Origin of the sequence: Pseudomonas sp. LjRoot277 (assembly GCF_964253845.1) — a bacterium.
Taxonomy (GTDB): Bacteria; Pseudomonadota; Gammaproteobacteria; order Pseudomonadales; family Pseudomonadaceae; genus Aquipseudomonas.
This window is the reverse complement of the sequence record NZ_CAXURI020000001.1, coordinates 3,238,733-3,258,193: the sequence shown is the minus strand read 5'-3', so window position 1 is coordinate 3,258,193 and position 19,461 is coordinate 3,238,733. Positions and strand designations below refer to the sequence as shown.

Sequence of the window (19,461 nt, the reverse complement as noted above, 5' to 3'; positions counted from 1 at the left end):
CAGCTGCCGAGCCTGCGAGGCTGCGTTCGGCTGCGGAGCAGCCGTAAAATCAGGCACCCCGTTCTTTCAGGAAAACCGCATCCGCCGGGTTTGCGAGGACTACATCCTCGAACGCAGCCTCGCAGGCTCGGCAGCTGCTACAAAGAATGCGTCAGGCCGCGGTGGGCAACCACAAACGGAATCGCGCCCCACCCAGCGGCGATGCTTCGACGGTGAGCGTGCCACCCTGAGCTTCCAACGCCCGACGACTGATTGCCAACCCCAGACCGAAGCCTCCCGTGGCCCGGTCCCGACTGCGATCCAGTCGATAGAACGGTTCGAAAATCCGCTCCCGCTCCTCATCCGGAATACCGATCCCATCGTCGTCCACCCAGATTTCAGCCCCCTTGGCACACACCCGCACACCGATCTGAATGCGTTTTTCGCAGTAGCGCATCGCATTGCGCAGCAGGTTCTGAATAGCGCGAGCCGTCAGCCTTGGGTCGAGGGCGAAGCGTTCGAGTTGTCCGTGCAAGAGCACATCGATAACGATGTCCGGAGACTCCAGTTCTTCGTCGACGCTGCCAAGGATGCTGTCGATAAACTCATCCAGCGACACCTCGACCCGCTCCGGCAGCCGCGCCGGGTTTTGCAGGCGGCTGTAGGACAACAGTTCCAGCACCAGCTCATCGAGTTCGCGAATGTGCGCGACCAGACCTTGCAGACGTTCGCGGCTGGCGGCGGGCAAATCGTCGGATAACGCCAGCGCCAGACCGAAATCCAGTCGTGTCAGGGGCGTGCGCAATTCGTGAGAGACGGCATTGAGCAGGTCGCGCTGCTGGTTGAGCAGGTTCTCGATGTCGCCTGCCATAGTGTCGAAGACATTGGCCAGGCTGCCGATGTTGGAGCTTTTGGAAATCTGTGTGCGCTCGCTCAAGTGGCCCTTGCCGAAACGTTCAGCCGTACCTTTGAGGCGTTCCAGGTCGTGCCAGTGCGGGCGCAGCCACAGCAACAGGCAAGCGAGCATGGTCGCGCCGATCAGCACGTTGATGCTCCAGTACAACAGGCTGACGTCCATCGGGTCCGGCGGCACGACCATCTCCACCACCGTCCGCTCGTTCAGCGGCGCCACCGCCAGGGTGCGCCAGCCCCAGTCGCCAATGCGCACGACGTTCTCGCCACGCTGCAAACGCTTGCGCTCATCAGGGGTGAAATCGGCATCGTCGTTACCGGTCAGGACGATGTGCAGCGGCTGGAATTCCTTGTCCATCTCCGCGGCCAATGCTGGCCATTGTTCCGGGGGCACGGCGTGAAACTGTTTGACGATGAGGGTTTGCAGCCCGCGCGAATAATCGAGGTTGTAGGTGACAAAGCGCTCCTGGAAGACCTTGATCACCACGTCAGGCACCAGGTAGATCGCCGCGCTGTACGAAACGATGGTCACCAGGTACAGGCGAAACAGGATTCTGAACATCGACTCAGCATTCCCACTCGGAACGGCTGAACAGGTAACCCTTGCCCCACACGGTCTTGATCTTGCGCGCCTCGCCGGCATGGTCGTCGAACTTGCGCCGCAGCTTGGAGATCGCCACGTCCACCGAGCGGTCGGTGCCATTGAACTCGATGCCGCGCAGACGTTGCAGAATCTGGTCGCGGCTGAGTACTTCACCGGCATGCCGGGCGAGCACCACCAGCAGGTTGTATTCACCGCTGGACAGCTCGACCAATTGCTCGCGCCAGGTCACGGTGCGCTCGGACAGGTCGATGCACAGATTGCCCATCAGAATGCGGTCGTTGGCCGTCTGCGGTTCAGTCAGGCTGCTGCGCCGCAGCAACGTCCGCACCCGGGCCAGCAACACCCGCGGTTCACAGGGTTTGGTGACGTAGTCGTCGGCGCCCATTTCCAGGCCCAGCACCTGATCGTGGCTGTCATCGCGGGCGGTGAGCATCAGGATCGGCAACGTGGCCGAATCGGCGCGCAGCAAGCGGCAGACTTGCAGGCCATCGAGCCCCGGCAGCATCAGGTCGAGGATCACCAGGTCCGGCGGATTGACCCGCGCACGTTCGCGCACATGGTCACCGCGGCTGATCACACTGACGCTATAGCCGTTGCGTTCCAGGTAACTGGCAATCAGTTCCGAGAGCGCGGTGTCGTCTTCGACCAGGAGGATGTTGGGCATGGGTGTTTCCAGAAAGTGCTGTGGTGCCTGATCCGGCCTCTTCGCGAGCAAGCCCGCTCCCACAGGGGATTTGTGAACGCCACAGATCCAATGTGGGAGCGGGCTTGCTCGCGAAGGCGGCCTGGCAGGCGCAAACGTAATCAAGTTGCGAAGGATATACGCCCTCACCCGTGCCTGAGTAAAACCCTTACACAATTTCACACAGCGCCTACAAAGCTTCACCCCTACCCTCGTCGCCTCCCCGTAGGATGCCGGGGTCATTATTGGGGTATTACATGTCAAAGAATCTGCTTGCCAGGCTCAGCCTGATTGCACTGGCGGTGACGCTGAGCGCTTGTGACAAGGCCTCGACGGCCGAAGAACAGGCGCCTCTGGCCACGGTTCGGATCGAAACCATCCAAGCCAGCCCCCTGTCGATCACCAGTGAACTGAGCGGGCGGATTGCCGCGCCACGGATTGCCGAAGTCCGCGCCCGGGTTGCCGGGGTGGTGTTGCAACGGGCGTTCCGCGAAGGCAGCGATGTGAAAAAAGGCGAAGTGTTGTTCTGTATAGACCCGGCGCCGTTCAAGGCAGACCTGGACAGCGCCGAAGCGGCGCTGCGCAAGGCCGAGGCCAATGCGTTTCAGGCGCGCCTGCAAGAGCAGCGCTACGCCCAATTGATCGAAGGCAACGCCATCAGCGGTCAGGATTATGACAACGCCCGGGCCAGTGCCCGGCAAACCGCTGCCGACGTCGCCGCGAACAAGGCCGCCGTGGAACGGGCGAAACTCAACCTGGGTTACGCCACGGTCACGGCGCCGATCTCCGGGCGCATCGGCCGCGCATTGGTGACCGAAGGCGCACTGGTCGGGCAGAACGAAACCACACCGCTGGCATTGATTCAGCAACTGAACCCGATCCACGCCGACCTCACCCAATCGACCCGCGAACTCAACGACCTGCGCAGGGCGTTCCGTTCCGGCCAGTTGCAGCAGGTCGGTCAGGACCAGGCCAAAGCCACGCTGATTCAGGACGACGGCAGTCTCTATCCGTTGCCGGGCAAGTTGCTGTTCGCCGACATCACCGTCGACCCGGGCACCGGTCAGATCATTCTGCGCAGCGAATTCCCCAACCCGGACCTCGACTTGCTGCCGGGCAGCTTCGTGCGCGTGCGTCTGGAGCAAGCGGTCATTCAGCAAGGCATCAGCGTGCCGCAACGGGCCATCCAGCGTGACAGCGCCGGCATCGCCCAAGTGCTGGTGCTCGACGCCGAACAACGGGTCGGCCAGCAACCGGTCGAACTGGGCGCCGTGCAGAACGATCGCTGGATCGTCACCAGCGGCCTCAAGCCCGGTGACCGCATCGTCACCGAAGGTCTGCAACACGCCCGTCCCGGCGGAAAAGTGCAGATCGACGACACCCCTCTTCCACTTGCCCAGGCTTCTGGTCAGTAAGCAGGACGCTTTTTTATGCCGCAGTTCTTTATCGATCGCCCGGTGTTCGCCTGGGTGGTTGCCCTGTTCATCCTGTTGGCCGGCGCCCTGGCCATTCCACAGTTGCCGGTGGCGCAATACCCCAACGTCGCGCCGCCGAAAGTCGAAATCTACGCCGTGTACCCCGGTGCTTCGGCACAGACCGTGGACGAAAGCGTGGTCAGCCTGATCGAGGAAGAACTCAACGGCGCAGACCACCTGCTGTATTTCGAATCCCAGAGCAGCCTCGGCAGCGCCACCATCACCGCGACGTTCCAGCCGGGCACTGACCCGGAAATGGCTCAGGTCGATGTGCAAAACCGCCTGAAAGTGGTCGAGTCGCGTCTGCCTCAAGCGGTGACACAACAGGGTTTGCAGGTGGAGAAAGTCTCCGCCGGTTTCCTGCTACTGATCACCCTAACCTCCAGTGACGGCAAGCTCGACGACGTGGCGCTCAGCGATTACCTGGCGCGCAACGTGATGAACGAGATCAAGCGTCTGGACGGCGTCGGCAAGGCGCAGCTGTACGGTGCCGAACGGGCGATGCGGATCTGGATCGACCCGCAAAAGCTGATCGGTTTCAACCTGACCCCGGCCGACGTCAACGCCGCCATCGTCGCGCAGAACGCGCAAGTGTCGGCGGGCAGCATCGGCGACTTGCCGACCCGCACCACTCAGGAAATCACCGCGACCATTCTGGTCAAAGGCCAGTTGTCGACGCCGGAAGAATTCGCCGACATCGTCCTGAAAGCCAATCCAGACGGCTCAACTGTGCGCATCAAAGACGTGGCGCGCGTCGAGATCGGCAGTCAGGAATACCAGTTCTCCACCCGCCTAAACGGCAAACCGTCGACCGCCGTCAGTGTGCAGTTGGCACCGGGCGCCAATGCCCTGAGCACTGCCACGTTGGTGCGGGCGAAGATGGATGAACTGGCGCGCTACTTCCCGGCTGGCGTGGAATACAAGATCCCGTACGACACCTCGCCCTTCGTCAAAGTCTCGATCACCAAGGTGGTTTACACCCTTGGCGAGGCGATGTTGCTGGTGTTCGCGGTGATGTTCCTGTTCCTGCAAAACATCCGCTACACGCTGATTCCAACCCTCGTCGTGCCGGTGGCACTGATGGGCACCTTTGCGACCATGTTGGCGCTCGGGTTTTCGATCAACGTGCTGACCATGTTCGGCATGGTGCTGGCCATCGGCATCCTGGTGGATGACGCGATTGTGGTGGTGGAGAACGTCGAGCGAATCATGGCCACCGAAGGCCTGTCGCCCAAAGAGGCAACGCGCAAGGCAATGAAGCAGATCACTGGCGCAATCATCGGCATCACGCTGGTGCTGGTCGCGGTGTTCATTCCGATGGCGTTCATGCAGGGATCGGTCGGGGTGATTTACCGGCAGTTCTCGCTGTCCATGGCCACCTCGATTCTGTTCTCGGCGTTCCTCGCCCTGACCTTGACCCCGGCGTTGTGCGCGACGCTGCTCAAGCCGATTGCCAAGGGCGAACATCACGAGAAGCGCGGGTTCTTCGGCTGGTTCAACCGGCGTTTCGAGCAATTGACCGAGCGTTATCAGGGCTGGGTCGCCTATGCACTGAAACGCACGGGCCGTTACCTGCTGATCTACGGCGTGCTGCTGATCGGATTGGGCGTGTGCTTCAGTCGGCTGCCCTCCTCGTTCCTGCCTGTGGAAGATCAGGGTTACACCATCACCGACATTCAACTGCCACCGGGTGCAAGCAAGAACCGCACGGTGCAGGTGGTCGAGCAGATCGAAGCCCATAACGCCACTGAACCCGGCGTCGGCGACAGCACGGTTATTCTCGGTTTCAGCTTCTCCGGTAGCGGGCAGAACGCCGCGTTGGCGTTTACCACGCTCAAAGACTGGTCTGACCGGGGTAGCGACGACTCGGCCAGTTCGATTGCCGACCGCGCCAACATCGCGTTGAGCCAGATCAAGGACGCCGTAGCGTTTGCGGTACTGCCGCCGCCGGTGGATGGCCTCGGCACTTCCAGCGGTTTCGAGTTCCGCTTGCAGGACCGTGGCGGTCTCGGCCATGCCACGTTGATGCAGGCGCGCACTGAGTTGCTGGCGGCTGCCGAGAAAAGTCCGATCCTGATGAACGTGCGCGAAAGCGCGCTGGCCGAAGCGCCGCAGGTGCAACTGGAAGTCGACCGCAAACAGGCCAACGCGCTGGGTGTTTCCTTTGCCGACATTGGCAACGTGCTGTCCACCGCCGTCGGTTCGGCCTACATCAACGACTTCCCCAATCAGGGGCGGATGCAGCGGGTGGTGGTTCAGGCTGAAGGCGATCAGCGCAGCCAGGTCGCCGATCTGCTGAAGATTCACGTGCGCAACAGCGCCGGGAAAATGGTGCCGTTGTCGGCCTTCGTCCAGGCCAAATGGACTCAGGGCCCGGCGCAATTGACTCGCTACAACGGCTACCCGGCGATCAGCATTTCCGGCGAACCGTCGCCCGGTTACAGCACCGGCGAAGCCATGGCGGAAATCGAGCGTCTGGTGGCGCAAGGGCCGGCGGGGTTGGGGCAAGAATGGACCGGGTTGTCGTTGCAGGAACGCTTGTCCGGCAGTCAGGCGCCGATCCTGCTCGGTTTGTCGTTGTTGATCGTGTTCCTGTGTCTGGCGGCGCTGTATGAGAGCTGGTCGATTCCGACCTCGGTGCTGCTGGTGGTGCCGCTCGGCGTACTCGGCGCGGTACTGGCCGTGACTTTTCGCGGGATGCCCAACGACGTGTTCTTCAAGGTCGGATTGATCACCATCATCGGTCTGTCGGCGAAGAACGCGATCCTGATCATCGAGTTCGCCAAGAGTCTGTACGACGAAGGCCACGACCTGATCGACGCCACCCTGCAAGCCGCGCGCCTGCGACTGCGGCCGATTGTGATGACGTCGATGGCGTTCATCCTTGGCGTGGTGCCGCTGGCGATTGCCACCGGGGCCAGTTCGGCGAGCCAGCAAGCCATCGGCACCGGGGTGATTGGCGGGATGATCACGGCGACGCTGGCGGTGGTGTTTGTGCCAGTGTTTTTTGTGGTGGTGATGAAACTGGTGCGCAAACGCCATAAAGACCTCCAACCCACAACACCGGCCTAATGTGGGAGCAAGCTTGCTCGCGATGGCGGCCCTACAGCCAACATAGATATTGACTGATATGGCCTCATCGCGAGCAAGCTCGCTCCCACAGGGTCAGCGTTTGCCTGATCGTTGGTGGTCACAACTGGATGCGCTGGGCTAAGGTGTTTGCAAAGCCCTGACGCATCGAGTTCACATGCCCTTCCTCGCCCGCACCCACCCTCGCCTGTCCGCCGCTGCCACCCTCGGCGTCGCGGTGGGCATTCTGGCGCCGGCCGACTCGATCATCAGCAAAATCCTCTTCGGCTGGAACGCCGGGGTCTGGACTTACCTGGTCCTGATGCTCTGGCTCACCGCGCGCGCCAAAGCGCCGGATGTGAAACGCATCGCAGAGGTCGAAGACGAAAATGCCGGGTTGGTGCTGTTTGTTGTATGCATCGCTGCGATAGCGAGCCTGGCGACCATCGCCTTTGAACTGGCTGGCAGCAGGGACCTGGAAACGACCCGCAAGCTGTTGCACTACGGCTTTACTGCATTGACCGTGATCGGTTCATGGCTGCTGATCGGGGTGATTTTCAGCGTGCACTACGCCCGTCTGTTCTACACCTGGGGCGGCAAAGACCCGGCACTGCGTTTTGCTGAAGGTCTGACAACACCAAACTACTGGGACTTCCTGTATTTCTCGTTCACCATCAGTGCGGCGGTCCAGACGTCCGATGTTGGCGTGGCGACTCGGGATTTGCGCAAGATTGTCCTGGCGCAGTCGCTGATCGGCTTTCTGTTCAACACGGCCATTCTCGGGTTCTCGATCAACATCGCGGCGGGACTGTTCAACTGATCCCTGCACAAACGTTCTAGTCATCACCCTCGGCGCGGGCGTTAAATAAGTCGGCTATCCGTCTCACAGGTGCAGCATGACGACTCACAACTGGATCGACCTGGCCCAGGACGCCGACACCGGCATTGAGACCCTGCGCGCGCATTTCGAAGGACATGCCTACGACCCGCACTGGCATGACAGCTATCTGGTGGGCGTCACCGAACAAGGGGTTCAACAGTTTCACTGTCGGCGAGCAAAGCACCAAAGCACGCCGGGCAAGGTGTTTCTGCTCGAACCGGGTGACATCCACGACGGCGACGCGCCAACCGAGGACGGTTTCACCTACCGCATGCTGTACCTCGACCCGCAATGGCTGAAACGTGAACTCAGTGCAGTCTTCGAAAATGCCCCCGACAACAGTCAATTGAGTTTCGCCAACACCCTGACCAGCGACTCGCGACTGGCCCACGCCACCAGCTTGGCGTTTCAAACCCTGCATCACGGCGAACTGAAGATCGTCCGCCAGACCGCCCTCGACGGTTTGCTCGAACGCCTGACCAGTCACCTGCACTGGCGCGCCCGCTATGGCGAGGATCCGCGCCTGCCGCTGGTGGCGCAGAAGGCGCGGGAATACCTGCACGCCAACGCTCAATACGATATCGGCCTCGACCAACTGGCCGTCGTCACCGGAGTTGATCGCTTCCGTCTGACCCGCGCCTTCAAGGCCGCTTATGGCATGGCACCCCACGCCTACCTCGTGCAATTGCGCCTGGCCACCGCCCGGCGAATGCTGGCTCGTGGCGAGCAACCGGCGACGGTGGCGATGGAACTGGGGTTTGCCGATCAGAGTCACCTGGGCCGCTGGTTTGTCCGGGCATATGGCTTGACTCCGGCGTTGTATCGCAAGCGCTGCTCAAATCTTCCAGACGCATGACCCGGACTTTGTGAGGATCGGCTCCTGAAATCATTCACGGAGTCCGCTGCCATGTTGTCCACCTTTCCCACGCTGCTGCCATTTTTGCTGTTCGCTTTCGTCGCCTCCATTACGCCGGGGCCGACAAACATTTTGGTGCTGAGCAACAGCGCGAGGTACGGTTTCAAAGCCGCAATGCCGATCATATTCGGAGCCTGCGCGAGTGCGGCATTGATTGTGTTGTTAGTAGGCAGCGGTGTTGGTCAGTCGCTTGCCGGACTACCAAGGGTGCAATCGCTGATGCAATGGAGCGGAATCGTCTGGCTTAGCTATTTGGCCTGGCAAATTTTCCATACCCCGGTCACGACCTTCGATGTTGATGAAAGACACAAGCAACGGTTTGGATTATGGGCGGCCGCTGGCTTGCAATTGGTCAATCCCAAGACCTGGATGATGGCATTTGCCGTGGTCGGTGTATTTGCCGGATCTGGCGATAATCGACAGTTTCAAATTGTCTGCCTGTCGCTGGCATTTTTCCTGGTCTCGCTGCCGTGTCTGGGTGTTTGGGCATTGCTGGGAAAGGGAGCAACCAGATGGTTTGGCTCGGCAAAAGCCATCCAGCGTTTTAATCAAGCAATGGCACTGCTGCTACTGGGTTCTGCCTGGCTCACGTTGACTTGATGCACGGTGTCAGTACGACAGGTACAAAAATGCCCCGAAACATTCGGGGCATTTTTGTGTTGAATGACCGCAGGACACTCCCTCTATCAGAAGAAGTAACTCAGCCGCAAGCTACCGCTCCAATCCTGACTGACCGTTGTACCTTTGCTGCCACCCACCTGGCCGGAAACCTGCCAGTTGCGTTGCGCCGGTGTCCACTTCAAGCCGGCGCCATATTCGATTGAGCTGCTGGCGCGATCATCATCGAAGCTCTCGTCGTTGATCTTGACCTCGTTGGTTTTCACAAACTCATGATTGACCGCTGTGGACAGGCTCGGCTCTAGAAGGCTGCCGTTGTCGAGGGTGATGACACGCCCACCACGGACACCCACCTTGCCTTGAAGGGAACGCATGGTATCGGCTTTGACTTCGAGACCATTGTCGAGCCTGTAGCTCTCGCTTTGGATGACCCCCGTCGAGACCTGAACTTGTGGCTCGACAAAATAATCATCCTTGAGACGGATATGCTTGCCTACGGCCACCGATCCACTGGCGCCCAAGGCCTTGTAATCACCCTTGGCCCGAGTGTCATCACTCATGGTGACCTTGGCCTTGTTATCGAACTGATTGATCTTGGCCATGACATTGACGAACACACCGCTTTCAACATCGAACGTGCTGCCGTAAACACCGGCATTCAGGCTGTCGACGGTGGCGCTGGAGCCGTATTTGAGGTCCATTTTGGTATGGCTTGTTCCGACGAATCCGCCCAGCACCCAGGCGCGCCCCCCGAGATCGACGACCGTATCGGCACCACCGGTGATACCGGTCTGGTTCTGGGTGTAACCATCGCCATAAGCGTTATCAACGTTGTACTGGTTGCCATAAGTGCGAACCCAGACACCGTTGCTGAGATTTTTCACCGAGCTGTCGTTCATCGAGCGTACCGATGCTTCCGGTCGGACACTCAGGCTCCGGTCCCCCAATTGGTCGCTGAGCATGGCCCCTTCAGCATTCAGCACACTGCGCGCACTCCCGGCCAGGGCCAACGCAGCATTACTTGAGGTACTGACCGTTTCCTTGTCTGGAGTCAGGTACAAACCCTGACCTTCCTTGGCCAATCGGTACACAAACGCACCGGCGTCCACGGTTTCACGACCGCCCAGCGAGAAGCTCGCGTCGCCAGCGGCGATATTACCGACCTTCACCGCGTCAGCCGTGACAGGTGTCGTACCGGTAGCGCTGATCTGCAGTTGATGTTGCCCGCTCGCGTTGCCGGTGACGTTCAGGAAATCGGTGTCACCGTTGCCCAGATCGCTGCCCATCACAAACGTACCCTTACCGGAAAGATCACCCACGTTCAGTTGCTGGAACTGCTCGTTGGTACCCATGCGAACCACGCCGTCATTCAGGGCAAGACGTTGCACGTTACTGTCGCCGGTCATCACCCACTGCGCTGCGTTGTTGATATTGAGGTTGCCGGAATTGTTGACCTGGCCGGTCAGTATCGAACCGTTGTCCAGCAGTACGCTGCCATTGGTATCCGTGTTGACGTTCCCGGTCATGCTGCTCGCATTGTTCAGCGACAGGCTGGCGACATTTTCGACATTGCCGTTGATCGCAGAGCCGTTGTTCAGGACGACCGTGGCACCAGTGCCTGCAACTGCCAGCACATTGCCGTTCAATACGCTGCGGGAGTCGAGATTGACCCGCGTAACGTTTTGCAGATTACCGTTCAGCGAAGCACCATTTTGAAACAGGGCCTGAGTACTGCTGCCAGCGGCAACTACTACATTACCGGTCAGTGCACTTCGATCAACTGTGAGGTCGACATGCGCTCCATCATTGACCTCCAGAACGGTGCCATTGCCGCCTATCAATTGCGAACCATTGAGTACGTTGATAGTTGCCGTGATGTCCGGCCGACCTTGAAAACCGACAATAATCGCGGCCCCGGACTGACCTTCGACGCGAGTCTGGTTGAGTGTCACTGCGGAGGCTCTGGCAAGCGCCAACTCCCTGCCAATCTGCAGGCCATTGAGTCCACCGATGACAGTACTGCCTGTTGCGTTCAACTCAGCATTGGTCAAACGAACGCCATAGCTGGCGGCGTCTGTGGCTTGTACGGAGGAATTGGTCAGATTCAACTGACTGTAGCCGGTGACAAACGCACCACCGTTTAATGCAACCACGGTCGTGCCCCCGGTCAGACTGGCCCGGGAGCCTGTCTGAGTGGAGTTGGAACGACTAATCTGCAGACCGATATCGTTGCTGGTCACCTGACTGTCAGCGATGTCAGCAGTGCTGTTACTGATCAGTACGGCGGCACCGGCGCCTGTCGAGTTGTCCACGGCAACCCCTGTCAGATTCAACGCGGAATTTATCTGAGCACTGATCTGCCCGGTGCTGCCCCCGGTTACATTCAGGGTGGCATTGTTTGCTGAGATATTCAGTGTGTCTGCGCCGATGGCGTTCAATGTGGAACCTGGATTAAGCACCCAGTTTTCTATTGGATCTGCGTTGGTAATGGTTTGAGTGCCACCGGGCGGAATAATGGCAGCCTGAGCGGATGGCCCTATCAACATCACCAATGCAAGGGAAGTGACTCGCCAGCCAGCGAGCGCAGGTGTTGGCAACAAGAACACTGTTGTCATGAGAGGGATCCTTTGATTTGATTAGCGCGGCGAAAAATCTATGTCGCTCTTAGGAAGTTAGAGTACGAACAGAGCGCCGGAAGACTACAGATGAAAGGTCTCAGGAGATGTAGGAATAATCCCGTATGTTGTCGGAATACTCCTACGGATTCCGTAATCAAAATCGCCAATATCGGCCGGCCAACATGAGATACATTCTGCATGCTGACCGGAACCACCACGATTACTTTAAAACCTAAGCCGTTCCATCGCAGAACAAACTACTGGTATTACGTACGTTGACACGATGAAGAACCTTTGGCGATTCGAACGACGCTCCGGAAATTGTTATCGCGTACCACACCTCCATATAGTTGAAATCAGGAGCCCCCGGGAACGGCACGATCGGCCCTTGAAGACCTCGGAGAAAAGCAAATGTAACTGCAAAGTCCACCGCTGCGCCGTTAGTTGCCACCGGTACGGTTTGAGTAAAGGGCGCTCCGATTGGCGTAGTTTTTCCTATATCTTCATACCCTTGCGCAGTGAGGATAACGTTCAGCCCGCTTGTAAATATTGTTTGAGCAGGCGCAGTCACCTTCCATATGCGGGCACCCGCTACCATGTCTAATGACGCGCAGCTGACTGCTCTGTCCGTATTGTAGGTTCTCGCTACATGCTCTCTGAGGTTCACCTGCACGGATTCAAACGTAACTTCCGTGGGGTCTTTTTGCTTCACAATGTTCGGATTACCCGGATACTCCAGCGTGCAATATGCGTCTTTTTTCCCCAGACCTTCGGCCGCGATGGTTTGGAAGTCCGCCTCGAATTCGCAGAAGTCCTCACCCGGATCGATTGTTTGATCACCGATGAGCTTACCGTTGTACCAGAAACTGACGATGGCTTGACTGATCAGATCATCGCCGAGATCCAGGCCCCATTTAACGAACTTGAAAATAATGCGCTGGTTGAAGTCTGCCGGAACGATGTGATTCAGTGCGTTGGTAATACCGCGCACTTCGACCGGAGGTAAATTCACGCTTTCCAGATCCGGCTCGGGAATCAGAGCCGGACCCGGATAGATGAGGTTGAGAAACACATTGGTTTGGGGACTCGGGATTGGTGTGTCCGTCCCACGTGTCAGCGTATAGCTGAGCACCGCCAGGATTTCTTCCGTTGCAGTATCAAACACCGCATCGCAGATGTCGTACGTCAGTTCTATGCGCAGAGGTGTGGTAGTGGTGTCCACAATCGACACTGTGCCTAACTGGTTGGTCCCCAAAGAAACGGTGAGAATATCCCCCACAGCACCATTGGTGGGCCGGACAATTTCCACAAACACCCGGGTACCAAACGGATTGTAATTGGCCAGCGTGATCGGAAGGTTGCCGTCAACACCCGTGACTGGCAGGGTTGGTGCGAACAATGCAGGCGCTGGTGGAAGTCGGATTTCCAGATTCCTGACCGGCAAGGAATCAATGCTTCGGTTGCCCACGCGATCTGTTACGGCATTGATCGAGAACAAGGTTGTGTTACCCAATGGCGTGAGCATAGCCAGGGGCACCGTGAACTCACCAGAGGCCGAGACCGTTCCTGCATACACAGGTGTCAACGTGGAAGTGGCGACGCTGCGAGGGGACAGATAAAAGCTGAAAGTGTCCAAAAGATCACGGAACGCATAAGATACATCGGCGACGCATTGCAACCCACCGGGATTGGCAGTGAACCATGCGCGATCGAGTATGCCGCTGGCGGGTGCGTTGACGAAACTCACGACAGGCGGACGAACTCGCGCGAACGGTGACTTGGTCTGCCAGGGCGGAGTCGAGTCATTGAGCAGTCGGGTGGGCACAGTGGAATGGTCGTCGTTACCATCGCCATCGAATACTTCAAAATCAATGGTGTATGCCGTTGGGTTTGCGGGAGTCGCCAATTCCGGGATTCTTGACGTGGGCAGTTCGAATGAGAGAGGTTGATTGATTCCATCCAGCGGTTTTGTCTGGATGGATTCCCGACGCCCATCCGGGTGATTCAAAAATAATGTAGCGCTGCCACCCGCCGCCGAATTGGACAAGCCATCGAGTTTGACTTCCAGATTGGGCAACAGGAGCGCGGAGCGCAACACCCGGTCATCGTCGATCTTGTTTTCGACAACCGGAGGGTTAGATAACACCCCACCAACCGGTGCACCATCATCAATATTTTCTTTAGCGGTCATTTTATCAACTCCAATAAGAGAAAACGATTTAGACACTTAATAGCCATTGCCGTACATCAAACTCACAGACACCATCGCCACACGCTGCAACTTGCCCGTGAGCACACACCTCTTAACGTTTAAACAATTCAACTACTGCTCTACAACACCTACTTATACGGAGGCGAAACTTACGAATCATCCACCTCAGTCATTTGAATAACAGGGCAACCGCTCCCCCGAGATTGTTCGATCGATCTTGACCAACTCGGGTGCAGATTGCGCAATAAGCCTGCCCCCCCGGTAAAATCTGATAACCACCAACGCCGAGTCATTATCAATCAATGGTTTTACACACGGCCGAAAAGGCACAACTATATTGAAGCCCTTTAGTAGATTGTCTTCACTTAAAATATGCGGAATTTCTAAATAGGCTTCGGCAACAACCCCTACTCCGTTCAAACTCCGGTAGCCCTGCCATTGCAATTTACAAATATCGCCTGCTATACCCACAGTTTGTGGCGGAACGTTGACTGTCACGCCCTGATTAAGCGCTGGCCGAGTTTGACAATTGAGGTAGCCCCAGAGCGTTGCATGGGGGAACTCGACGGGTTTCAGACTGGGCACCGGTATCTGACTGTGATCAATCGTCAGTTTTATCGGAGCCAAAGCCGGATCGGGGTTCGCGTCCGCGTCCAATACCACGTAATAAAGCAAAGCCACCCCATCGGTACCCAGGCGCTGCGGAGTAAGCGGTATCTCGAACTCCAACTGTGTAATCGGGCCTGGATAACTTCGATCGAAGATGACGGTTTTAAGTCCGTCCTGCTCCCAAGTGACAATCAGTCGATCGCTGCGCGAACTCACGGTAGAAAAATTTTCCCAACGTGGCACCCGAGCGATGGTGCCGTTGAGCAGGAGAAGATAAGGAATCCGGCCTTCCGGATCGTTCCTGTCGACGCCATCGACGGTCAGCGGCACAGCAAGTACGCCATTGTTAATCAGGGATAGTCCCTCTGACGTCGGCATCGCGTGTTTCCCCTAGGTCTGTGATTAGGTGCACTCAGTACATTCGGATTCGCGTTGACTGAGCTTGCAATCAATTAAATACGCAGACTCATACGCCGCCTACTGTCAAATGTGACAGGTTTTTCTACCGTCCGTCGGATATAGACCCATAGTCGCTCGAGACTGCGCTTGACGGTCGAAATCATTCTGATACGTTATGAAACCGGTTTCAGGACTTCACAGCCAGATTCCCGACAACACCAATAATAAGGCCCACCACCGTGAACGATTTCTCCGCCGCCCAGCGCAGCCGCGTGACCATGCTCGACGTCGCCGAACACGCCAAGGTCTCCAAGGCCAGCGTCTCGCGCTTTATCGGCGATGACCGCTCCCTGCTCTCCGATGCCACTGCCTTGCGCATCGAGCAGGCAATCGCCGAACTCGGCTATCGCCCGAACCAGATGGCTCGCGGCCTGAAACGCGGTCGAACCCGCCTGATCGGCATGCTGGTGGCCGATATCCGTAACCCTTATTCGATTGCCGTGATGCACGGGGTGGAAACCGCCTGCCGTCAGCACGGCTACAGCCTGGTGGTGTGCAACACCGACCGCGATGACGAGCAGGAACGCCAGCACCTGGCCCTGCTGCGCTCCTACAACATCGAAGGCTTGATCGTGAACACCCTCGGTCATCACCGCGACGAATTACGTGAACTGCATCGGGAAATGCCGCTGGTGCTGGTGGATCGCAAGGTCGAGCAGCTCGAGAGTGATCTGGTCGGGCTGGACAATCCTGCCGCCGTTGAAATGGCCCTCACCCATTTGCAGGAGCGCGGCTATCGCGACGTGCTGCTGGTCACTGAACCCTATGACGGCACCAGTTCGCGGATTGAGCGGGTCAGCAGCTTCAAGGCGCAGATCGAACAACGCCCGACCCTGCGCGGCTCCCTGATCGAAACCGGCAGTGAACTCACCGCGCAGCTGAAAACCTTCCTTGAAACGCCCGGCCCCGGCCCGAAAGCGCTGTTCTGCGCCAACGGTATCGCCGCGCTGGCCAGCACCCATTCGTTGCGAGAACTGAAGTGCAATCTGTTCGAGGACATCGGCCTGATCGCCCTTGATGATCTGGATTGGTACCCGCTGGTGGGCAGCGGCATCACCGCCCTCGCCCAACCGACGGCCGAAATTGGCGCCAGCGCGTTCGAGTGTTTGCTCAAGCGTTTGCGCGGTGATGACGGGCCGGTGCGGACCCTGGATTTTTCGGCAAAGTTGATTGTGCGTGGGTCGACGAAAATCGGCACATAAGTCAGCAGCCCTATTTTTTTGAACAAAAATGAAACCGGTTTCAGAGGTATACAACAATGAATAAACCACCCGTTTCCATCAGCCTGTCGAGCTACGGCGCCGACCTTGTTCGCCATCGCGGCCAGGGATCGTTTATCGACGTGTTGGCCGCCGCCGGCGCGACGCGCATCGAATGGCGCGAAGAACTACTGACCGTCGAAGATCCCACGCAACTGGCCGACGCCACGCAGGCCCAAGGCCTCGAAAGCGTGTATTCCTCGCCGATGGAATTGTGGCTGGCCGGCCAGTCCAAACCCAATCCCGAACTGATCAGCGCACTGCAGCGAGCCCAGGCATTCGGTGCCAGATGGCTGAAAGTGTCCCTGGGTTATTTCACCGACAACAGCGACCTCCAGACCTTGTCCCGCGTGCTGGGCAAAAGTGCTGTGCAGTTGCTGGTGGAAAACGATCAAACCCTGCACGGCGGCCGCATCGAACCTTTCCAGCGGTTTTTCACTGAAGTCGAGCAACACAACCTGCCGGTCAAAATGACCTTCGATATCGGCAACTGGCATTGGCAAGACCAGTCCGCCGCCAGCGCCGCACGGTTGCTCGGTCGCCACGTCGGCTATGTGCACTGCAAAGCCGTGACGCGCCGGGCCGACGGCAAACTGGTCGCCATACCGCCGGCCGCCAGTGACCTGCATCTGTGGGAACAACTGCTGCGGCACATGGCCCAAGGCGTGATGCGAGCGGCGGAATATCCGCTGCAAGGCGACGACCTTGTGCAGTTGACTACCGAGCATGTCGCCACCCTCGCCCGCCTCGGTCAAACCCGGTTGGAGAGTGCTCATGTCTGAGATCGATATTCTGTCGTTCGGCGAAACCATGGCGATGTTCGTCGCCGAGCAGAACGGTGATCTGGCTGACGTTGGCCACTTCCACAAACGCATTGCCGGGGCTGACAGCAATGTCGCCATTGGCTTGTCGCGATTGGGTTTTAACGTGGCCTGGTTGAGCCGGGTGGGCGCTGATTCTCTGGGCCGGTTCGTCATCGACACTCTGGAAAAAGAAGGCCTGGATTGCAGCAACGTTGCCATCGACACCGCGCACCCGACTGGTTTTCAACTCAAGTCACGCACCGACGATGGCAGCGATCCGGTGGTCGAGTACTTCCGCCGTGGGTCGGCGGCGAGTCATCTGTCACGGCAGTCGATCGCGCCTGAATTACTGAACGCCCGGCACTTGCACGCCACCGGCATTCCGCCGGCGCTGTCCGAAACGGCTCGGGAAATGTCTTTCGAGTTGATGACCCGCATGTGCAATGCCGGGCGCAGCGTGTCCTTCGACCCGAACCTGCGTCCGAGCCTTTGGGCCAGCGAACAACAGATGATTACCGAGATCAACCGCCTCGCCGCCCTCGCCCATTGGGTGCTGCCGGGTTTGAGCGAAGGCCGCTTGCTGACCGGTTTCGAAGACCCGGCCGACATCGCGGCGTTCTACCTCGATCAAGGCGCCGAAGCCGTGGCGATCAAACTGGGCCCGCACGGTGCGTATTACCGCACCCATCTGGATCAGGGTTTCGTGGCGGGCGTGCCGGTGGAAACGGTGGTCGACACCGTCGGTGCCGGCGATGGTTTTGCCGTTGGCATGATCAGCGCACTGCTTGAAAACCACAGCTTTGCCGACGCCGTGAAGCGTGCCAACTGGATTGGCAGCCGCGCGGTGCAGAGCCGGGGGGATATGGAGGGGTTGCCCAATCGATCCGAAATGATCGCCGAATTTGAGGCCGCCTTCGCGAGCAAGCCCGCTCCCACATTGGATCGCATTACAACGTGATTCCCCTGTGGGAGCGGGCTTGCTCGCGAAGAGGCCCGCACAGTCACTGAAGATTTAACCCGTTACCTGCTGCGACAAAAACAACAAGCTCAGGAGCACCACTATGAAAACCGCAACACTCGCCGCCCGCCGCTGGTGGTACATCATGCCGATCGTGTTCATCACCTACAGCCTGGCGTACCTGGACCGCGCCAACTATGGGTTCGCCGCCGCCTCCGGGATGGCCGCCGACTTGATGATCACGCCGGGCCTGTCGTCGATGCTTGGCGCGCTGTTCTTCCTCGGCTACTTTTTCTTCCAGGTGCCGGGCGCGATCTACGCCCAGAAGCACAGCGTCAAGAAGCTGATTTTCGTCAGCCTGATTCTCTGGGGTGGTTTGGCCACGCTGACCGGGATCGTCTCCAACGCCTACTGGCTGATCGTGATTCGCTTCATGCTCGGGGTGGTCGAAGCGGCGGTGATGCCGGCGATGCTGATCTATCTGTGCCACTGGTTCACCCGTGCCGAACGCTCGCGCGCCAACACCTTCCTGATCCTCGGCAACCCGGTGACCATGCTCTGGATGTCGGTGGTCTCAGGGTATCTGGTGCAGCATTACAGCTGGCGCTGGATGTTCATCATCGAAGGTTTGCCGGCGGTGCTCTGGGCGTTTATCTGGTGGCGTCTGGCCGATGACCGTCCCGCCCAGGCCAAGTGGCTGAGCGACCAGGAAAAGCACGATCTGCAAAGCGCTCTGGCCGCCGAACAGGTGGGTATCAAAGCGGTGAAAAACTACGCCGAAGCCTTCCGTTCGCCGAAGGTGATCATCCTGGCCTTGCAGTTTTTCTGCTGGAGCATCGGCGTCTATGGCTTCGTGTTGTGGCTGCCGTCGATCCTCAAGGCTGGCGCACAGATGGACATGATCGAAGCCGGCTGGCTCTCGGCGCTGCCGTATCTGGCCGCAGTGATTGGCATGCTGCTGGTGTCCTGGGGCTCGGACAAACTGCAGAAGCGCAAACGCTTCGTCTGGCCGCCGCTGCTGATCGCCTCGATTGCTTTCTATGGCTCCTACGCCTTGGGCGCTGAACACTTCTGGTGGTCCTACACCCTGCTGGTGATCGCTGGCGCCTGCATGTACGCGCCTTACGGTCCGTTCTTCGCGATCATTCCGGAAATCCTTCCGGCCAACGTGGCCGGGGGCGCCATGGCGCTGATCAACAGCATGGGTGCGCTCGGTTCGTTTGGCGGTTCGTATCTGGTGGGCTACTTGAACAGCTCCACCGGCTCGCCGGGTGCTTCCTATCTGTTGATGAGCGGCGCGTTGATGCTCTCGGTGGTGCTGACGATTTTCCTCAAGCCCGGCGCCAGCGACCGGGTCGTGGCCAAGGCCGTTGTGCAACGGTCGACGGCTGCTCATTCCTGAATTGAA

The 19,461-nt window shown here is 58.7% G+C and carries 14 protein-coding genes; 9 read left to right on the top strand and 5 right to left on the bottom strand.

Annotated features, from left to right (window positions below; all coding sequences use genetic code 11):
• Positions 1-151: 151 nt before the first annotated feature.
• Positions 152-1,453, bottom strand: coding sequence for an ATP-binding protein (locus tag ACSQ87_RS15435; protein ID WP_223429906.1), 1,302 nt, complete (start codon positions 1,451-1,453; stop codon positions 152-154).
• Positions 1,454-1,457: 4 nt separating this feature from the next.
• The gene (locus tag ACSQ87_RS15430; protein WP_008155184.1) at positions 1,458-2,159 is read right to left on the bottom strand and encodes a response regulator transcription factor; all 702 of its coding nucleotides are present in this window, start codon (positions 2,157-2,159) and stop codon (positions 1,458-1,460) included.
• A 275-nt stretch (positions 2,160-2,434) separates the two neighbouring features.
• On the opposite strand from ACSQ87_RS15430, the gene ACSQ87_RS15425 reads away from it, so the two are divergent.
• The 5 genes from ACSQ87_RS15425 to ACSQ87_RS15405 all read left to right on the top strand — a co-directional run bounded on the left by ACSQ87_RS15425 (position 2,435) and on the right by ACSQ87_RS15405 (position 9,117).
• On the top strand, positions 2,435-3,592 hold the full coding sequence (locus ACSQ87_RS15425) for an efflux RND transporter periplasmic adaptor subunit (protein WP_223429907.1): 1,158 nt from the start codon (positions 2,435-2,437) through the stop codon (positions 3,590-3,592).
• A 15-nt stretch (positions 3,593-3,607) separates the two neighbouring features.
• On the top strand, positions 3,608-6,724 hold the full coding sequence (locus ACSQ87_RS15420) for an efflux RND transporter permease subunit (RefSeq protein WP_223429908.1): 3,117 nt from the start codon (positions 3,608-3,610) through the stop codon (positions 6,722-6,724).
• 175 nt (positions 6,725-6,899) lie between these two features.
• Positions 6,900-7,541: a DUF1345 domain-containing protein gene (locus tag ACSQ87_RS15415; RefSeq protein WP_046047206.1), complete on the top strand. Its 642-nt coding sequence runs from the start codon at positions 6,900-6,902 to the stop codon at positions 7,539-7,541.
• Between the two features lie 76 nt (positions 7,542-7,617).
• Positions 7,618-8,457 carry an AraC family transcriptional regulator gene (locus ACSQ87_RS15410; RefSeq protein ID WP_223429909.1) on the top strand — a complete coding sequence of 280 codons (840 nt, stop codon included), beginning with the start codon at positions 7,618-7,620 and terminating at the stop codon, positions 8,455-8,457.
• A gap of 51 nt (positions 8,458-8,508) precedes the next feature.
• Positions 8,509-9,117: a LysE family translocator gene (locus ACSQ87_RS15405; RefSeq protein ID WP_223429910.1), complete on the top strand. Its 609-nt coding sequence runs from the start codon at positions 8,509-8,511 to the stop codon at positions 9,115-9,117.
• 86 nt (positions 9,118-9,203) lie between these two features.
• Here the strand turns inward: ACSQ87_RS15405 and ACSQ87_RS15400 are convergent, their stop codons facing one another.
• The 3 genes from ACSQ87_RS15400 to ACSQ87_RS15390 form a co-directional block, all read right to left on the bottom strand.
• A complete protein-coding gene (locus tag ACSQ87_RS15400; RefSeq protein WP_223429911.1) occupies positions 9,204-11,750 on the bottom strand; it encodes an autotransporter outer membrane beta-barrel domain-containing protein in 2,547 nt (848 codons plus the stop codon).
• A 235-nt stretch (positions 11,751-11,985) separates the two neighbouring features.
• Positions 11,986-13,944 (bottom strand): hypothetical protein, encoded by a 1,959-nt coding sequence (locus tag ACSQ87_RS15395; protein WP_436273790.1) that lies wholly within the window; start codon positions 13,942-13,944, stop codon positions 11,986-11,988.
• Positions 13,945-14,130: 186 nt separating this feature from the next.
• A complete protein-coding gene (locus ACSQ87_RS15390) occupies positions 14,131-14,952 on the bottom strand; it encodes a hypothetical protein (protein WP_436273789.1) in 822 nt (273 codons plus the stop codon).
• A gap of 260 nt (positions 14,953-15,212) precedes the next feature.
• On the opposite strand from ACSQ87_RS15390, the gene ACSQ87_RS15385 reads away from it, so the two are divergent.
• The 4 genes from ACSQ87_RS15385 (at position 15,213) to ACSQ87_RS15370 (ending at position 19,455) form a co-directional block, all read left to right on the top strand.
• A complete protein-coding gene (locus ACSQ87_RS15385) occupies positions 15,213-16,235 on the top strand; it encodes a LacI family DNA-binding transcriptional regulator (RefSeq protein WP_317851606.1) in 1,023 nt (340 codons plus the stop codon).
• Between the two features lie 56 nt (positions 16,236-16,291).
• Positions 16,292-17,074 (top strand): sugar phosphate isomerase/epimerase family protein, encoded by a 783-nt coding sequence (locus ACSQ87_RS15380; protein ID WP_223429914.1) that lies wholly within the window; start codon positions 16,292-16,294, stop codon positions 17,072-17,074.
• The gene (locus tag ACSQ87_RS15375; RefSeq protein ID WP_223429915.1) at positions 17,067-18,053 is read left to right on the top strand and encodes a sugar kinase; all 987 of its coding nucleotides are present in this window, start codon (positions 17,067-17,069) and stop codon (positions 18,051-18,053) included. Before ACSQ87_RS15380 ends, ACSQ87_RS15375 begins: the two co-directional genes overlap by 8 nt.
• A gap of 103 nt (positions 18,054-18,156) precedes the next feature.
• Positions 18,157-19,455, top strand: coding sequence for an MFS transporter (locus ACSQ87_RS15370; protein ID WP_150655872.1), 1,299 nt, complete (start codon positions 18,157-18,159; stop codon positions 19,453-19,455).
• Positions 19,456-19,461 lie beyond the last annotated feature (6 nt).